At 72.5% G+C, this 15,574-nt stretch carries 12 protein-coding genes; 3 read left to right on the top strand and 9 right to left on the bottom strand.

Annotated features, from left to right (window positions below; genetic code table 11):
- Positions 1-89: 89 nt before the first annotated feature.
- The 6 genes from AC0VYM_RS02975 to AC0VYM_RS02950 form a co-directional block, all read right to left on the bottom strand.
- The gene (locus tag AC0VYM_RS02975; RefSeq protein ID WP_475458658.1) at positions 90-977 is read right to left on the bottom strand and encodes a sugar phosphate isomerase/epimerase family protein; all 888 of its coding nucleotides are present in this window, start codon (positions 975-977) and stop codon (positions 90-92) included.
- Entirely contained in the window at positions 974-2,233 is a 1,260-nt protein-coding gene (locus tag AC0VYM_RS02970; RefSeq protein WP_475458656.1) for a dihydrodipicolinate synthase family protein, read from the bottom strand. The genes AC0VYM_RS02975 and AC0VYM_RS02970 overlap by 4 nt, the downstream gene beginning before the upstream one ends.
- Complete coding sequence (locus AC0VYM_RS02965; protein WP_475458654.1) at positions 2,230-3,390, bottom strand: Gfo/Idh/MocA family protein; 1,161 nt, start codon at positions 3,388-3,390, stop codon at positions 2,230-2,232. The genes AC0VYM_RS02970 and AC0VYM_RS02965 overlap by 4 nt, the downstream gene beginning before the upstream one ends.
- Positions 3,391-3,437: 47 nt before the next feature.
- Positions 3,438-4,271, bottom strand: coding sequence for an ABC transporter ATP-binding protein (locus AC0VYM_RS02960; RefSeq protein WP_475458652.1), 834 nt, complete (start codon positions 4,269-4,271; stop codon positions 3,438-3,440).
- Between the two features lie 2 nt (positions 4,272-4,273).
- The gene (locus AC0VYM_RS02955; RefSeq protein WP_475458650.1) at positions 4,274-5,329 is read right to left on the bottom strand and encodes an ABC transporter substrate-binding protein; all 1,056 of its coding nucleotides are present in this window, start codon (positions 5,327-5,329) and stop codon (positions 4,274-4,276) included.
- Between the two features lie 141 nt (positions 5,330-5,470).
- Complete coding sequence (locus AC0VYM_RS02950; RefSeq protein ID WP_475458647.1) at positions 5,471-6,310, bottom strand: ABC transporter permease; 840 nt, start codon at positions 6,308-6,310, stop codon at positions 5,471-5,473.
- Between the two features lie 162 nt (positions 6,311-6,472).
- Between AC0VYM_RS02950 and AC0VYM_RS02945 the strand changes: the two genes are divergently transcribed.
- Positions 6,473-7,522: a LacI family DNA-binding transcriptional regulator gene (locus AC0VYM_RS02945; RefSeq protein WP_475458645.1), complete on the top strand. Its 1,050-nt coding sequence runs from the start codon at positions 6,473-6,475 to the stop codon at positions 7,520-7,522.
- A 171-nt stretch (positions 7,523-7,693) separates the two neighbouring features.
- On the opposite strand, the gene AC0VYM_RS02940 is transcribed toward AC0VYM_RS02945, so the two are convergent.
- Entirely contained in the window at positions 7,694-8,740 is a 1,047-nt protein-coding gene (locus tag AC0VYM_RS02940; protein WP_475458643.1) for a LacI family DNA-binding transcriptional regulator, read from the bottom strand.
- A 204-nt stretch (positions 8,741-8,944) separates the two neighbouring features.
- Here AC0VYM_RS02940 and AC0VYM_RS02935 point away from each other — a divergent pair, with 204 nt between their 5' ends.
- Together AC0VYM_RS02935 and AC0VYM_RS02930 are read left to right on the top strand one after the other, a co-directional pair.
- Positions 8,945-9,712, top strand: a complete 768-nt coding sequence (locus tag AC0VYM_RS02935; protein ID WP_475458640.1) for a cupin domain-containing protein — start codon at positions 8,945-8,947, stop codon at positions 9,710-9,712.
- A 263-nt stretch (positions 9,713-9,975) separates the two neighbouring features.
- Positions 9,976-12,966 (top strand): 3-keto-alpha-glucoside-1,2-lyase-like domain-containing protein, encoded by a 2,991-nt coding sequence (locus AC0VYM_RS02930; protein ID WP_475458638.1) that lies wholly within the window; start codon positions 9,976-9,978, stop codon positions 12,964-12,966.
- 31 nt (positions 12,967-12,997) lie between these two features.
- On the opposite strand, the gene AC0VYM_RS02925 is transcribed toward AC0VYM_RS02930, so the two are convergent.
- Together AC0VYM_RS02925 and AC0VYM_RS02920 are read right to left on the bottom strand one after the other, a co-directional pair.
- Positions 12,998-13,714: a MerR family transcriptional regulator gene (locus AC0VYM_RS02925; RefSeq protein WP_475458636.1), complete on the bottom strand. Its 717-nt coding sequence runs from the start codon at positions 13,712-13,714 to the stop codon at positions 12,998-13,000.
- A gap of 31 nt (positions 13,715-13,745) precedes the next feature.
- Positions 13,746-15,296 carry an alpha/beta hydrolase gene (locus AC0VYM_RS02920; protein WP_475458634.1) on the bottom strand — a complete coding sequence of 517 codons (1,551 nt, stop codon included), beginning with the start codon at positions 15,294-15,296 and terminating at the stop codon, positions 13,746-13,748.
- Positions 15,297-15,574 lie beyond the last annotated feature (278 nt).

Raw genomic sequence — 15,574 nt, 5'->3', positions numbered from 1 at the left:
GGGGGGTGACGGAGTGTGCTCGCCGGGGAGGGTGACGCGGGGGTCAGCGGGGTCCGGCGCCGACCCCCGGGAGGTCGGCGCCGGACGGGTCAGGTCCGCAAGGCGGGCTGGGCGAGGTGGGGGGCGATGACCTCACCGAAGGCGCGGACGCAGTCCCGGACCACGTCCGCGAAGGGCGCGTCCCACACCCGCTGGTGGAACACCTCGATCTCGACGTCCCCCCGGTACCCGGTCGCCTCCACCGCGCGGGTCAGGGACGCGAAGTCGACGTGCCCCTCGCCCGGCAGCCCCCGCCCCAGGAGCGCGCCCTCGGGCAGCGGGGTGAGCCAGTCGCACACCTGGTAGGAGACGATCCGGCCCTCCGCACCGGCGCGCGCGATCATCGGCAGCACCTGCGGGTCCCACCACACGTGGTAGGTGTCCACGACCACCCCGACCGTCTCCGGGTCGAGGTCGCCGACCAGGTCGAGGGCCTGCCCGAGGGTGGAGACCACCGCGCGGTCGGCGCAGAACATGGGGTGCATCGGTTCGACGCCCAGGCGCACCCCACGCGCCCGGGCCTCCGGTTCGAGGCGGTGCAGCGCCGCCCGGACCCGCTCACGGGCCGCCGCGAGGTCGCGGTCCCCTGGCGGCAGCCCGCCGACGACCAGCACGAGCACCGGGGCCGACCCCGGGGCCCCGGCCTCGGCCAGCGCGGCGGTCTCGTCCAGCGCCCGGAGGTTCTCCCTCCACTGTTCGTCGGCGGTGCCCGGATCCGTGACGAACCCGCCCCGGCACAGGCTGGAGAAGCGCAGCCCGGAGTCGGTCAGGCGGGCGGCGGCCTCGGCCAGGCCCGTCTCCGCGACCCGGTCGCGCCACAGTCCCACCGCCCCGACCCCGGCGGCCACGGCGTGGTCGATCGTGGCCGCCAGGTCGGCCCGCTTGATGGTGGCCTGGTTGAGCGAGAACCGCTCCGTGCCCGTCCGAACGGCACTCACGTCCGCGCCTCCCTCTCCTCGGTCACACCGTGTGTCATCAGCAGGTTCCGCCACCTCCGCGCGGCGAGCGCGGGGTCCGCGAGCGCACCGCACGCGTCGGCCAGTTCGATCACCCGGGACAGGTGCGGCAGGCTCCGGGCCGAGTGCAGCCCGCCCACCATCGACCACCCCGGCTGGAGCCCGTTGAGCCAGGCCAGGAAGGCCACCCCCGTCTTGTAGTACTGGGTGGGCGGCGCGAAGACCTGCCGGGACAGTTCCTCGGTGGGTCCGAGCACCCGCCGGTAGGCGGCGGTGTCTCCGGACTCCAGCGCGGTCAGCGCCGCCGACGCCTGCGGGGTGACGGCGGCGAACGCGCCCAGCAGGGCGTCGGAGTGGTGTTCGCCGTCACCGAGGATCAGGTCCACGTAGTTGTAGTCGTCGCCCGTGTACATGCGCACCCCGTCCGGCAGCCGGGAGCGCAGGGAGCGCTCGGCCGCCGCGTCGAGCAAGGAGAGCTTGATCCCGGCGATCATGTCCGCGTGGTCCTCGATGAGGCCCACCACGGTGTCCATGGCCTCGGCCGTGTCCCGTGACCCGAAGTACCCGGACAGGCGGGCGTCGAAGGCCTCGCCCAGCCAGTGCAGGACCACCGGGGTCCGCGCGGCCCCGAGCACCTCCGCGTAGACCTTCGCGTAGTCGGCGGCGTCGCGGGCGGCCGCCGCCAGGTGCCTGCTGGCCATGAGCACGACCCCGGAGCCGGTGGACTCCACGTGTTCGAGCTGCGACCGGTAAGCGCTTACCACCCCGGCGAGACTGACCGGGGCGTCCGGGAGCTGGTCGGTGTTGACCCCCGAGACGACGAGGTCGCGGGTGGGCACCCCGTGCTCCCGACCGAACTCCGTGGCGGCGCGCGCCGTGCGTTCCACCAGTTCACGGGTGGCGGCGTAGTCGAGTCCCATGTTCCGCTGGGCGGTGTCCATCGCCTCCGCTACGCCGAGGCCCAGCCCCCACACCCGTCGTCGGAACCCCAGGGTGGAATCCCAGTCCACCTCGGCGGGGGCGCCGGGCACGTTGGCTCCCCAGGGCACGGGCACCACGTGGGCGGCGGCGTAGACCGACCGCACCCGGTGGTGTCCGCGCGGGGCGACCGGCTCCGGCGCGGCCGCGAGGGTCAGTCGGTCGACGCGGCCCGAGGCGCGCGGCAGCAGCACCCGGGGCGGGTCCGCCGGGTCCACCGACTCGGCCGACGGATCCGCCGGGTTCGGGGCACCCGTCATGACCGCGCCTCCGCGTCCCCGCCGAGCGCGATCCGGCGGCCCGTGGCGGCGGACTCCAGGCCCCGCTCAGCGAGCAGCACCCCGCGCGCGGCCGACGCGAAGTCGAACCGGTGCGGCCGTCCCGCCACGAGGTCGCGCAGGTACTCCTCCCACTGCGCGCGGAAGCCGTTGCCGAACTCCGCGTTGTCGGGCACGCGGCTCCAGTCCGCCCGGTAGTCGTGGGCGTCCGCGAGGTCGGGGTTCCACACCGGGCGGGGCGTGGTCTCACGGGTCTGCACCCGCCCGTTGAACAGCCCCACCACCGCGGAGCCGTGCGTGCCGTCCACCTGGAACTCCACCAGTTCGTCGCGGTCCACCCGCACGCACCAGCTGGAGTTCATCTGGACCACGGTGCCCTCGCCCACCTCGAAGATCGCGTACGCGGCGTCATCGGCGGTCGCGGTGTAGGCGGCTCCGTGCTCGTCGACCCGCTCCGGGATGTGCGTGGCGGTGTGCGCGTACACCGAGCGCACCGGCCCGAAGAGGTGCTCGAAGACGTAGTTCCAGTGCGGGAACATGTCCACCACGATCCCGCCGCCGTCCTCCTTGCGGTAGTTCCAGCTGGGGCGCTGGGCGGGCTGCCACCCGCCCTCGAACACCCAGTAGCCGAACTCCCCGCGCACCGAGAGGACGCGGCCGAAGAAGCCGGACTCGACCAGCCGCCTCAGCTTCAGCAGCCCCGGCAGGTACAGCTTGTCGTGCACCACGCCGTTGTGCAGGCCCGCGCGCTCCACCTCACGGGCCAGCTCCTCCGCCTCCGCGTGGGTCTCGGCGGTCGGCTTCTCGCTGTAGATCGCCTTCCCCGCCGCGATGGCCCTGCGCAGGGCGGGGACCCGGGCGCTGGTGAGCAGGAAGTCGGCGTAGACGTCCAGCCCGTCGTCGGACAGCGCCGCGTCGAGGTCCGTGGTGTACTCGTCGACGCCGTGCCGCAGGGCGATGCGGTCGAGCTTCTCCTTGTCGCGCCCCACGAGGACGGGGCGGATCGGTACCCGGGAGCCGTCGGGCAGGGCGAGCCCGCCCTCGTCCCGGATGGCCAGGATGGACCGCACCAGGTGCTGGCGGTAGCCCATGCGGCCGGTGACACCGTTGAGGATGATCCCGATCGTCTGTGTCGTCATGTCGTGCAGGTCCTGTCCAGTTGCGGTCGGTCGACCGTGGCTCGGGGTCAGTCGGCGGTGGCGGTGGAGCCCAGGAGTTCGCGGATCCGGGCGGTCACGCGCTGGAACTCGGGGTTCTCCAGGGTGGGTTCGTACTCGCGGTGGCCGGGGATGGCGATGTCGAACTCCTCGATCACGCGGCCGGGGCGCGGCCCCATGACCACGGAGCGGGAGGCCAGGTACACGGCCTCGGCCACCGAGTGGGTCACCAACACCACCGTCATGCCGGTGGCCTCCCAGATCCGGCGGAGCTCCACGTTCATGTTCTCCCTGGTCAGCGCGTCGAGGGCGCCGAAGGGCTCGTCCATGAGCAGCACGTCGGGTTCGTGCAGGAGGGCGCGGCACAGGGAGACGCGCTGCTGCATGCCGCCGGACAGCTCGAAGGGCATGGCCTTCTCGAAGCCGGTCAGGCCGGTCATCTCCATGAGCTCGTCGGTGCGTTCGCGCGCCCACGCCTTGGGCAGCCCGCGCATCTCCGCCTGGAAGAGGATGTTGTCGCGGGCGTTGCGCCAGTCCAGGAGCGCCGCCCGCTGGAAGACGAACCCGACGTCGCGGCGGGGCCCCTCCACGGGCGTCCCGCGCAGCGTCACCCCGCCCGCGCTGGTCGCGGTGAGCCCGGCGATCACCCGTAGGAGGGTGGACTTCCCGCATCCGGACGGGCCCGCGATGCTGAGGAACTCGCCGTGCTGGATGGTGAGGTCGATGCCGCTGAGCGCGTGCACCGTGCGGTCCTTGGTCCGGAAGGTGACGTCGACCCCGTGGATGTCGACCATCGGGCCCGGTTCGCGGGGCGGTCCGGCCCCGGCGCCGTCCTGGGCGCGGTCGGCTGTCCTGGCGAACATGCTCACTGTCCTTCCGTGGTGAAGGAGGCGTCGAAGTAGGTTCCGGTCTCCTTGGCCTCGTTGATCAGCCCGGCCTCCGCGAGGACCTCGATGGTCTCCCGCCAGTCCTCCTCCGAGGTGTGGCCGGGCTCCAGGCCCTCGCTGTTCTGGGTGTGGAGGAGTTCGACGGTCCCCTGCCACTGCTCCAGGAGCACCTCGCCGCTGGGCATCTGCGGGTTCTGCCCCTCCATGGAGGCGACCGCGTCCTCCGGCGACTCCTGGGCGGCGGTGAAGGCCGCCGTGGTCGCCGCGACCATGCGCTGGACCAGGTCGGGGTCGTCCGCGATCGTGGAGCTGTGGGCGAGCAGCCCGTTGCTGAAGAAGCTCAGCCCGGCGTCGGCGTAGCGGAGGTAGTCGACCTCCTTGCCGCTCTCGGCGGAGATCTTGGGGCCCTGGTCGTGGCCGAAGCCGATCAGGGCGTCCACCTGGCCGGAGATGAGGGCCGCGTTCTTGCCCGCCGAGTCCAGGTTCTGCTGCTCGACGTCGTCCTCGGAGAGGCCCACCGCCTCCAGGTACAGGGGGAAGGTGAGGGTGACCGCGTCTCCGGCGGAGACCGCGATGGTCCTGCCCCTGAGGTCGTCGGGCCCGGAGATGCCGGTCTCGGAGAAGTACTGCACGGCGGCGGGCGTGGACTGGAGGTAGACGGCCACGGAGCGCACGTCCACGCCCTCGTCCACGTTGGCGAGCAGCGCGGGGGTGTCCGCCCAGCCGAAGTCGAAGTCCTGCTGGCCGACGGCCTGCACGGTCCGGGCCGAACCCTGCCCGGCCTCGATCGTGAGATCGATCCCGTGTTCCTCGAAGATCCCCTCCTCCACGCCGTAGTAGAAGGGGGCGTGTTCGCCGTAGGGGTACCAGTTGAGCTGCAGCGTCACGGCGTCGGTGTCGCCGGATCCGGCCGTCTCGCCGTCCCCGCCGCCGCAGGCGACGAGGGCCAGGGCGCTCGCCCCGGCGGCGAGGGCGGTCAGGGCCGGACGCGAGGTGGTGCCGTACCGCGTGGTGCGGGAGGGTCGGGTGGCCATGAGGGGTCCTTCGGGAGTTCCGGGAGCTGCTGGGCAGGCGTGGAGCCTGGGTGGCCCGGGGGTCCGGGCTTTCGGGTGTGCGGTGGGGTGTGCGGGCGACGGGCGCCGTGAGCGGCGCGGGCGCGGGTCGGGTTCGGGGGTTCAGCCCCGGTTGCGGCGCGTGGCGTGCCAGGGGATGAGGAGCGTCTCCGCGACCTGGATGATCGCGAACAGCAGGACGCCCAGCGCGGACATGATGATCAGCGCGGCGAAGAGCATGGCGGTGTCGATGTTGCCGTTGGCCTGGAGGATCACGAAGCCCAGGCCGGAGTTGGCGCCCACGAACTCGCCCACGACGGCGCCGGTGACGGCGAGGGTCGCGGCGATCTTGAGGCCGGACAGCAGCTCGGGCAGGGCGGCCGGGAACCGGACCTTCCAGAACGTCTTGAGCCGGGACGCGCCCATGGTGGAGGTGAGTTCGAGGAGTTCGGGGTCGACCGAGCGCAGGCCGCTGATCCCGGAGATCACCACCGGGAAGAAGGCCATGAGCACGGCCACGAGGATCTTCGGGCTGGCGCCGAACCCCAGCCACACGACGAACAGCGGCGCGATCGCGATCTTCGGGATGACCTGGGCGAAGAGGATCAGCGGGTAGAAGGTCTTCTCCAGAGTGGGCGAGTAGACCATCAGCACCGCGACGAGGACGCCGACCACCGACGCGATGACGAACCCGGCGACGGTCTCCCCCGTGGTGACGAGCGTGTGGCTCCAGAGGTACTCGGGGTTGTCGGTAAACGCTTTCCAGGTGTCGACGGGCGACGGGATGACGTAGGGCTGGACCAGGCCCGTGGTCGTGACCGCGAACCAGGCCACCACCAGCAGGGCGAGGAACGTGGCGGGGTAGACCGCCGCCGCCCCGATCGAGGGGCGACGTCCACGGCGCGTCCCCGCGGAGGCCTGCGTGGGCGAGGGGGCTGGGGCGGACTGAGTCTGTGGAGTCATACGGACCTCGTGTCGCACTTCGGGGGATGGCGGAAGAAGCCTCGGCTATGATGGAAAGCGCTTACCCAGACGATCCGGAAGCGGGATAGCGCTTTCCCGTTTCCGGAATATTAAGTTCGCGTAGGTGGGGTGTCAATGCCCCCACGAGGGACGGGACGGAAAATGCGCAAGACGAGGACCAGGGCATCCAGCGGAAACCCGACCCTCACCGACGTGGCCGCGAGGGCCGGTGTGTCCCTGGCGACGGCCTCCCGGGTACTCAACGACAGCGACCGCAAGGTCGGCCGCGAACACCGCGAGCGGGTCCTGAGCGCCGCCCGCGAACTCGACTACCGGACGGACCTGTCCGCGCAGGCCATGGCCCGGGGCAGCGCCCCGGTGCTGGCCCTGCTCGTCAGCAGTATCGACGACCCGTACTTCTCCGCCCTGGCCGCCGGGGTCGCGGACTCCGCCCGCGCCCACGGGGTGATCGTGACCATCGCCATCACGGCGCGCGACAGCGAACGTGAGCTCACCTCCGTGCGCACGATCCGGGGCCAGCGGCCGCGCGCCATCCTCGTGGGCGGCAGCCGCATCGCGGGCAACCCCCACACCGACGCGCTCCTCGCGGAGCTGCGGGGATTCGCGGACGGCGGCGGGCGGACCCTCTTCCTGAGCCAGTCGGTGGGAGGCCTCGGCGCCGTGCACCCCGCCAACACCGCCGGGGCCAGGGAGCTCGGCACCGCGATCGCCGGGATCGGGTACCGCGACGCCGCGATGGTCACGGGCGCGGGGTCCCTGGAGACCGTGGCCGAGCGGACGGAGGGCCTGCGGCAGGGACTCGCGACCCGGGGCGGCGGGATCTCCGTGGTCGAGAACGACTCCTTCGACCGCTCCGGCGGCTACCGGGCCACCCTCCGGCTCATCCGGTCCGGCCGGATCAGGGAGGTGGACGTGTTGTGCGCGGGCAACGACTTCATGGCGGTCGGCGCGATGACCGCCCTGCGCGACAACGGCATCCAGCCGGGCCGCGACGTCGCCGTCACGGGGTTCAACGACATCGAGACCGCCGCCGACGTCACCCCCCAGCTCACGACCGTGCGCTTCCCGCTCGCCGCCATAGGGCGCCAGGCCGCCGACCTCGCCCTGGACCCCACGGCCCCGCTCACCGAGGACGTCTGCGTGCCGGGCCAGGTCATCCTGCGCGACTCCTGCCCACCGCTCGCGAGGTGAGCCGGCCGGACGGCCCACACCGCACCCGACCGGGAGCCCTCCCCGCCTCCGGCAACCCTGACCAGGCGTTCGACCTTTCGCGGGCCAGGTCGCCCTCGCGGCGCGCCCCCACCCGGCCCCTGTGGGGCCCCAGTGCGGGGCCCGCAGGCGGCACGCCCCCTCAGCGGGGGCTCATCCGGGGGCCGGTCCGGTGGAGTCGCGCACGACCAGCTCGGTGCGCACGGTCAGGACCGCGCCGGGCGGATCCTCGCGGGCGCCCAGCGCGAGCAGGCCGCTGGTGCGGCCCGCGTCGGCCAGCGGAATGCGGACGGTGGTCAGCGCCGGAACGGCGTCGCGACTGAACGGGAGGTCGTCGAACCCGGCCACCGAGACGTCCCCGGGAACGTCCAGCCCGCGCGAGCGCAGTTCCGCGAGGGCGCCGAGCGCCGCGTTGTCGTTCCCCGCGACCACCGCCGTGAGCCCGGGTGCGCGACGCAGCAGCTCCGCCACCCCGGCCCGCCCGGACTCGCGGTCGAAGTCGCAGGTCACCACGGGACAGCTCTCCCCCGTCAGCCCGGCGTCCGCCAGGGCCCGGAGGTGGCCGTCCAGCCGCAGCCGCGAGGTGGTGCGGTGCTCCGGACCGGTGAGGTACCCGATGGCGCGGTGCCCCGAGGCGACCAGGTGCGCGGTGAGACCGCGGGCGCCCTCGCGGTTGTCGAAGTCGACCGCGACCACCCCCGGCAACCGTTCTCCGTCGCGACCGGTCAGGAGCGGGCGCCCGCACAGGACGACGCGCGATCCGGCGGAGGTGAACTCGGTGACCTGGTCGACGAGGGCGTCACGGTGGCCGGGGTCGTTGACCGATCCCCCGGTGAGCACCACGGCCCTGGCCCGCTGTCTGCGGAGGAGCCTGAGGTAGCGCAGCTCGCGTTCGGCGGAGCTCGCGGTGTTGCACACGACCGCCAGGACGTCGCCCTCGGCCATGGCCCCCTGGATGCCGCTGGCGATGACCCCGAAGAACGGGTCCGCGACGTCGTGCACCAGGACGCCGATCAGGTCGGAGCTGGCCGCCGCCAGGGCACGGGCGTTGCCGTTGACCACGTAGTCCAGCTCGGTGACGGCCCGGTGGACCCGTTCGGCCGTCGCCCGGGCCACGGGGTAGTTGCCGTTGAGGACCCGGGACACCGTGGCCGGTGACACCCCGGCCCGCCGCGCCACGTCAGCGAGTGTGGTCGCCATCTCCGCCCTGGTCCCCCGTTCCGGAGCCTCCCGACCGCGCCGCCGCCTGCGCCGCCCGGGGAGGCGTTCCCAGCAGTATGGCGAAGTTCCCCGCCCGGCGCAGGCGGCGGTCTGATGCTCTTGGGGACCTTGACAACGGGCGGGAGGCGAACGTACTTTCTCGGCATAGAAAGCGCTTTCCCCCCCTGCGCCCCGGGAGCCGTGGTGAGCCCGTTACCCCAGCCGAACAGCCCTGACGCCCCGACACCGCCACACGGCCTCCCCGCGCTGCCCGGAGGGATCGGGCTGTCCGGACTGCGCGTCTACGACTGGCCAGCCGCACCGGGGAGCGACGACCTGTGCGGCGGCTCCCCCCACCTCCACCTGGCCTGCACCGAGGCGTACGCGGTGACCGGCGGCTCGGGTGCCGTGCAGACCCTGACCATGACCGGCTTCGCGTCCACACCGCTCACCGAGGGCGACCTCCTCTGGTTCACCCCCGGAACCGTGCACCGCCTCGTCAACCACGGCGACCTGCGCATGATCGTCCTCATGCAGAACGCGGGCCTGCCCGAGGCCGGGGACGCCGTCCTCACCTTCCCCTCCGACGTCCTGGCCGACCCGGCCGCCTACGCGAGGGCGGCCGCCCTCGACCCCGCCGACCCCGAGGGCTCGGCCCGTGAGCGGCGCGAACTCGCGGTCTCCGGCTTCACCCTGCTGCGGAAGCGCCTGGAGTCCGGCGACACCTCCGCACTGACCGACCTCCACACCGCCGCCCTGCGCCTGGTCTCCGCCCGCCTGCCCGCCTGGCGGACCCGGTTCGAGCACGGACCGGCCGCCGAGGTCGCCCGCACCGCCGCCCACCTCGACGCGCTCGCGGAGGGCGACACCTCCCACCTGGTCTCCGCGTCCGTCCACCGGGGCGGAGCCGTCCCGGCCTGGGGCATGTGCGGACGCCTCGACAAGTACGAGAGAACCGAGCCAGCCGAGTGAGGCGGGGGATGACCGGGACGCCGGTCATCCCCCGCCCTCGTTCCACCCCTCGTTCCACCCCGCCCGAGCACCCGCACCCCGGCCCCGGCAGCCGCCTCCGCCCCCAGTCCCGGGCACCGCCGCTCCGCCACCCCCCGACCGTCAGGCAGGCGCGCCCTTCCCCGCGCACTTCGCCCTGCCCCTGCCGTGCCCGCGGCCCCCTCCCCCCCTCCGCGGCCACACCGAGTTCAGCACTCACCCGACCCGCACGAGGGAGTCTGTTCATGTTCCTGAGACCACGCCGCTCCCTGGCGACGACCCTGGGGTTCGCCCTGGTCGCCGGGGCCTTCCTCCCAGCCGCCCCGGCGCTGGCCTTCCCCGCCGACCTACCTCCACAGGAGCCCGGGGTCACCCTCCGGGTCTTCGACGTCGGCTTCGAGCCCGAGCAGATCTGCACCCTGGTCGAGGGGCAGACCCCCAACGTCGACGTCCTGCGCGAGACCGTCGACTACGAGACCACGGAGGAGTTCGGCGGCATCGCCAACAACTTCATGGCGCACGTGATCGGCAACCTGCACGTCCCCGAGGACGGGACCTACGACTTCCGCCTGATCAGCGACGACGGTTCACGCCTGTACCTCGACGGCGAGGAGATCATCGAGAACGACCAGCGCCAGCCGCCGACCGCCGTCGACGGGACGGCCGAGCTCACCGAGGGCGCGCACGCCCTGCGCATCGACTACTTCCAGGGGGCCTTCGACAAGGCGCTGCGGCTGGAGTGGAGCCCGCCCGGTCAGGACGGCTTCGTACTCGTCCCCGAGGACGTGCTCACCACCGACGCGGACGTGACCCGGGTGACCTCGCCCGGGGTGAAGGTGTGTTCGGACGCCGGTATGAGCCCCGGCGACGGGGCGCCCCTGGCCGACGTGCACCCGAACTACACCCTGACCGACCTGCGACCGGAGGGCTTCGAGCCGAAGGTCACCGGCATGGACTGGTTCGACGACGGCCGGATGGTCATCACCACCTGGGCGGGGCGGGAGAGCTTCGACGGCGCCGTCGAGGTGGTCGACGGCACGGTCGGGGAGGACGCCGACCCCGGGAACGTCACCACCGAGGTGGTCGCGACCGACATGAACGAGCCCCAGGGGGTGCTGGTCGAGGACGGCGAGGTGATCGTCGCGGAGAAGCACCAGCTGAGCCGACTGGTCGACGCCGACGGTGACGGCTACTACGAGGACACCGAGCAGATCGCCACCTGGCCGAGCGGCGGGACCTACCACGAGTTCGGGTTCGGGCTCCTGTCCGACGACGACCACTACTACCTGAACCTGTCGGTGGCCATCACCCCCGGCGGCAGGACCACGGTCCCCCAGCACGTGGAGAACCGGGGCACCTCCATCAAGGTGGACAAGGACACCGGCGAGGTGGAGTACGTCGCCGGCGGCCTGCGCACCCCCAACGGCATCGGCTGGGGCCCCGACGGCGGGATCCTCGTGGCCGACAACCAGGGCGACTGGCTGCCCGCGTCCAAGATCGTCGAGATCGAGGAGGGCGCCTTCTACAACCACTACACGACCCCGGCGGGGCCCTTCGACGACCAGCCGGTCACCCAGCCCGTCCTGTGGCTGCCGCACAACGAGATCTCCAACTCCCCCACCAACCCGGTGCTGGTGGAGTCCGGGGTGTTCGAGGGCCAGACGGTCTTCGGTGACGTCACCTACGGCGGGATCCAGCGGGCCTTCCTGGAGGAGGTCGACGGCAGGAAGCAGGGCGCCGTGTTCCGGATGACCCAGGGCCTGGAGTCCGGGGTCAGCCGCCTGGCCGTCGGCCCGGACGGAGCCTTCTACGTCGGCGGCATCGGTGGCGGCGGCAACTGGGAGCAGCCGGGCAAGCACCCCTACGGCCTCCAGAAGCTGACGCCCGCCTCCGAGGACGCCATGGACATCCTGTCCATGGAGATCACCGAGACCGGGTTCGACCTCACCTACACCAAGCCCGTCTCCGACGACGTGGTCGAGAACGCCGCCGAACGCTACGACGTGGCCCAGTGGTCGTACAACCCGACCTCGCAGTACGGCGGCCCCAAGCGCAACCAGGAGACCCTCCCCGTCACCGGCGCTTCCGTATCCGACGACGGGCACACGGTCAGCCTGGACATCGGCGGCCTGCGCGAGGACCGGGTGGTGCACGTCCGCTCGCCCCGCCCGTTCGAGGCCGCCGACGGCACCGAGCTCTGGAGCACCGAGGCCTGGTACACCGTGCACGGCATCCCCGGCTACGAGGCGCCGCCCAACGAGATCGGCCTGTACGAGGCCGAGGACGGCACGCTGCGCGGCGGCGCGGGCATCGCCGACGAGCACCCGCACCACACCGGCGAGGGCTTCGTGGACGGCTTCAGCAACATCGGCGCCTCCCTGACCTGGGACGTCCACGTGGATGAGGCGGGAACCCACCCCGTGACCTTCCGCTACTCCAGCGGCCCCAACCCGTTCGTCGGGCCCAAGACCATCTCGTTGGACGTCAACGGCGAGGACCTGGGACAGATCACGGTCGAGACCACCGAGGTCTGGCAGGCCTGGGCCGACCACGTGGAACAGCTCGACCTCCGGGAGGGGTCCAACACGATCACGGTCACCGCCGGTGAGGACGACGACCGGCACGTGAACTGGGACCACCTGCGCGTCCAGCAGGAGCCCTGCGCCCCGGCCGCGCCCGACGAGGGGTACCGGATGCTGTTCGACGGCACCCCCGAGAGCCTGGCCGACTGGGAGATGGCCGGTCCCGGCGACTTCGTCTCCCAGGGCGACTGCACGATGCGCTCCGTCGGCGGTCTGGGCTTCACCAGCTATCCGGAGGAGTTCACCGACTACAGCCTGACCCTGGACTGGAAGATGGGCGGGGACGACAACTCGGGCGTGCACCTCGGGGTCAACGACCCGCAGGGCGACCCGGCCGCCCGCAACCGGGGCTTCGAGGTCCAGATCGACGCCACCGACGAGCCCCACCTCACCACCGGCGCCATCTACAACTTCCAGGGCGCCGACATCGAGGCCCGTGACGAGGCCCTCAACCCGCCCGGTGAGTGGAACACCTACGAGATCGTCGTCGAGGACCACCGGGTGCGGGTGTACCTCAACGGGACGCTGGTCAACGACTTCGACAGCGAGGGCGCCGACCCCGACCGGGACCTGACCGGCCGGATCGGCCTGCAGAACCACCACACCGGTTCCGACGTGTGGTTCCGCGACGTGCAGATCAAGGAACTCGGCTGACCGACGGGGGCGGGGCGCACACGTCCCGCCCCTACTCCGGGTCCCCCTCCAGGATGAGGAGGGCCCGGCGCATGACGTCCCGCTGCGCCTCGTTGTAGAGGTCGGCCACGGACATCATCGCGGCCTTCTCGACCACGGCCCGGGGCATCGTCAGCCGCGAGCCCGGGTCGCTCAACCAGGGGTGGTTCCTCCGGTGCCCCTCCAGGATCACCGCCACCCGCTCCGCCAGACGCTGACGCGCGTCCGCGCTCGCGTCCGGCGGCAGGGCGTTCATCTCGTGGTCGAGGTCGGTGGGTTCCGCGTCGATCATGCTCCGCAGGTCCGCCACCGCGCTCTCGTCGTAGAACCTGCTGGAGATCGCGATGACCGCACGGTCGGCGTCGCTCAGCCGTTCGGCCACGCCCTCGAACCCCGCCGGGACGTCGGTCGGTGTGCCCTCGCGCAGCAGCGCCGCCACCTCCTCCCGTGCCCGACGCAGGCGCTCGATACCGGCCTTGAGTTCGGCGTCCAGGGCCCGCAGGGCGTCCGCGGAATCGGCGGGCCCCATCCGGTCCACCCGGGCCAGCGGTACCCCGAGCTCGCGCAACCGGCGGATCTGGAGGACCCTTGCCAGGTGCCGCGCCTGGTACTGCTTGTAGCCGTTGGCCCGGCGTTCCGGCTGGTCGAGCAGGCCGACCCGGTGGTAGTGACGGATGGTGTTCACCGTCGTCCCCGCCATCACGGCGAGCTCACTCGTGCTCCACCCCATGGACACCCCTCTCACACTCCGGTGTACCGCATCAGAGCGTGCAGGTCGCGCCCGGTTCGGGCACCTCCAGGTCGATCAGGTACCTGGCGGCGGCCTCGTCCACGCACGCGTTGGTCCCCAGGGAGACGACCCCGTGCCCCTCGCCCTCGACGGTGAGCAGCGCGCTCCCGAGGGTGTCCGCCAGCTCGATCCCGCCCGCGTGCGGGGTGCTGGGGTCACCGGTGATCGACACCACCAGCGTGTCGGGCAGTCCCTCGACGTCCTCCGCGTAGGGGAATCCGAGATCCGGCTCGGCGGGCCAGGCCTCGCATCCGTCGCGCGCGCCCTCGGTCACGTCCACCCCGGGGTCCATGAACGGCGCCTGAGCGTAGGTGGCCTCCCGCAGCTCACCGCCCTGCTCCGGGGTCAGGCGCTCCTCGTCCATGCAGTTGATCGCGTGGTTGGCCTCCAGCGAGTTCGGCCACCGCCCGTCGGGGCCGCGCAGACCGAAGTCGTAGATGAGCTGCATCAGGGTGTCACCCCGCCCCTCCTGGACCTCGGCGATCCCGTCGATGATCCGGGGCCAGCTCTGCGGCGAGTACAGCCCGGCGATGACACCGCCGACCGCCCCGTCGAAGTCCAGCTCGGACTCCAGAGCGGGCACGGGGTCCTCCCGCAGGGGCCGCACGATCTCCTGGAAGCGCTCGGTCGCCTCGTCCGGATCCGTGCCGAGCGGGCAGTCCGCCTCGGCCGCGCACGCCACGGCCATCTCGTCGAACGCCGCCTGGAACCCGGCGTACGCGTTGACCCGCCGCTCGAAGCTGCCCTCCAGCGGGCTCATCGCGCCGTCCAGGACCATCGCGCGCACCCGGTCGGGGAACTGCTCGGCGTAGACGGCCCCCAGCCGGGTGCCGTAGCTCTGCCCGAAGTAGGTCAGCTCCTCCTCGCCCAGGACCGCCCGCAGCACGTCCATGTCCCGTGCGGTGTCCCGGGTCCCCAGGTGTTCGAGGACCTCCACACCACCGCTGCCCTCGGCGCACCGTTCCATGATCTCCCGGGTGTCGTCCTCGGTGAAGCTCACCGTGGTGCCCTGCGACCCCAGCGGCACGACCCCGGTGTCGGCCTCCTCGTCGGTGTAGCAGTCCACCGCGGGCGTGGTGGCGCCGACACCGCGCGGATCGAACCCGACCAGATCGAAGCGCTCGGTGATCTCGCTCTCCGCGAGCCCCGCGAAGGCCAGGGCCGCGCCCACGACCCCGGAACCCCCCGGACCGCCGGGGTTGTAGACCAAGGAGCCCGTCGACTCACCCCGCGCGGGCACCCGCAGCACCGCCACCGAGGCGCGCTCCCCCTCGGGGTCCTCGTAGTCGAGCGGCACCTCCATGCGCGCGCACTCGGCGCCCGGCGCAAGATCCAGGAGCGCGGCCTCCCCCGCCGTGTCCGGGTAGTCGGCGCACCCCTCCCAGGAGAGTTCCTGGGCGTGGAACCCCTCCAGCGCGGAGTCCGCGGCCTCCTCCGTCGCGCACCCCGCCAGGACCCCGGTCAGTGCCAGCGCACCGGCCCCGGCCCTGATCAGCCTTCCCCCTCGTCGACGATGTTCCACGTCCACCCCTCCAGTACGTCAGCACGTCGGGGCCAAGCAGACACCCTGTTCCCAGAACAGGGTCAAGCCCGTTCCCGGCACGGTCGGTTCCGGCGGCGGGACGGGCGGGGGATCGCTCCGCACCGGGCGACCCCGCGCCCCTCCGGGCCGACACGTCACGGGGGTCCTCCGCCATCCGGGGCGTCACGGGATGGCCCCGGCGACCGCGAGCACTCCTCACGCTGGGTGCTCTTCGTCATCCTGTTCTCCCCGGTCGGGGGGCGAAGCGGGTCGAAGCC

This window comes from Nocardiopsis sp. iso_237 (assembly GCF_056173345.1).
Note: the sequence above shows the minus strand (reverse complement) of the source record. Positions and strands in the feature narration are given on the sequence as shown.

What these genes read in the sequence shown, in the direction of transcription:
- AC0VYM_RS02970 (WP_475458656.1), bottom strand. Translation starts at nt 2,233, where the DNA reads ATGACGGGTGCCCCGAACCCGGCGGATCCGTCGGCCGAGTCGGTGGAC.
- AC0VYM_RS02965 (WP_475458654.1), bottom strand. Translation starts at nt 3,390, where the DNA reads ATGACGACACAGACGATCGGGATCATCCTCAACGGTGTCACCGGCCGC.
- AC0VYM_RS02960 (WP_475458652.1), bottom strand. Translation starts at nt 4,271, where the DNA reads ATGTTCGCCAGGACAGCCGACCGCGCCCAGGACGGCGCCGGGGCCGGA.
- AC0VYM_RS02955 (WP_475458650.1), bottom strand. Translation starts at nt 5,329, where the DNA reads ATGGCCACCCGACCCTCCCGCACCACGCGGTACGGCACCACCTCGCGT.
- AC0VYM_RS02950 (WP_475458647.1), bottom strand. Translation starts at nt 6,310, where the DNA reads ATGACTCCACAGACTCAGTCCGCCCCAGCCCCCTCGCCCACGCAGGCC.
- AC0VYM_RS02945 (WP_475458645.1), top strand. Translation starts at nt 6,473, where the DNA reads ATGCGCAAGACGAGGACCAGGGCATCCAGCGGAAACCCGACCCTCACC.
- AC0VYM_RS02940 (WP_475458643.1), bottom strand. Translation starts at nt 8,740, where the DNA reads ATGGCGACCACACTCGCTGACGTGGCGCGGCGGGCCGGGGTGTCACCG.
- AC0VYM_RS02930 (WP_475458638.1), top strand. Translation starts at nt 9,976, where the DNA reads ATGTTCCTGAGACCACGCCGCTCCCTGGCGACGACCCTGGGGTTCGCC.
- AC0VYM_RS02925 (WP_475458636.1), bottom strand. Translation starts at nt 13,714, where the DNA reads ATGGGGTGGAGCACGAGTGAGCTCGCCGTGATGGCGGGGACGACGGTG.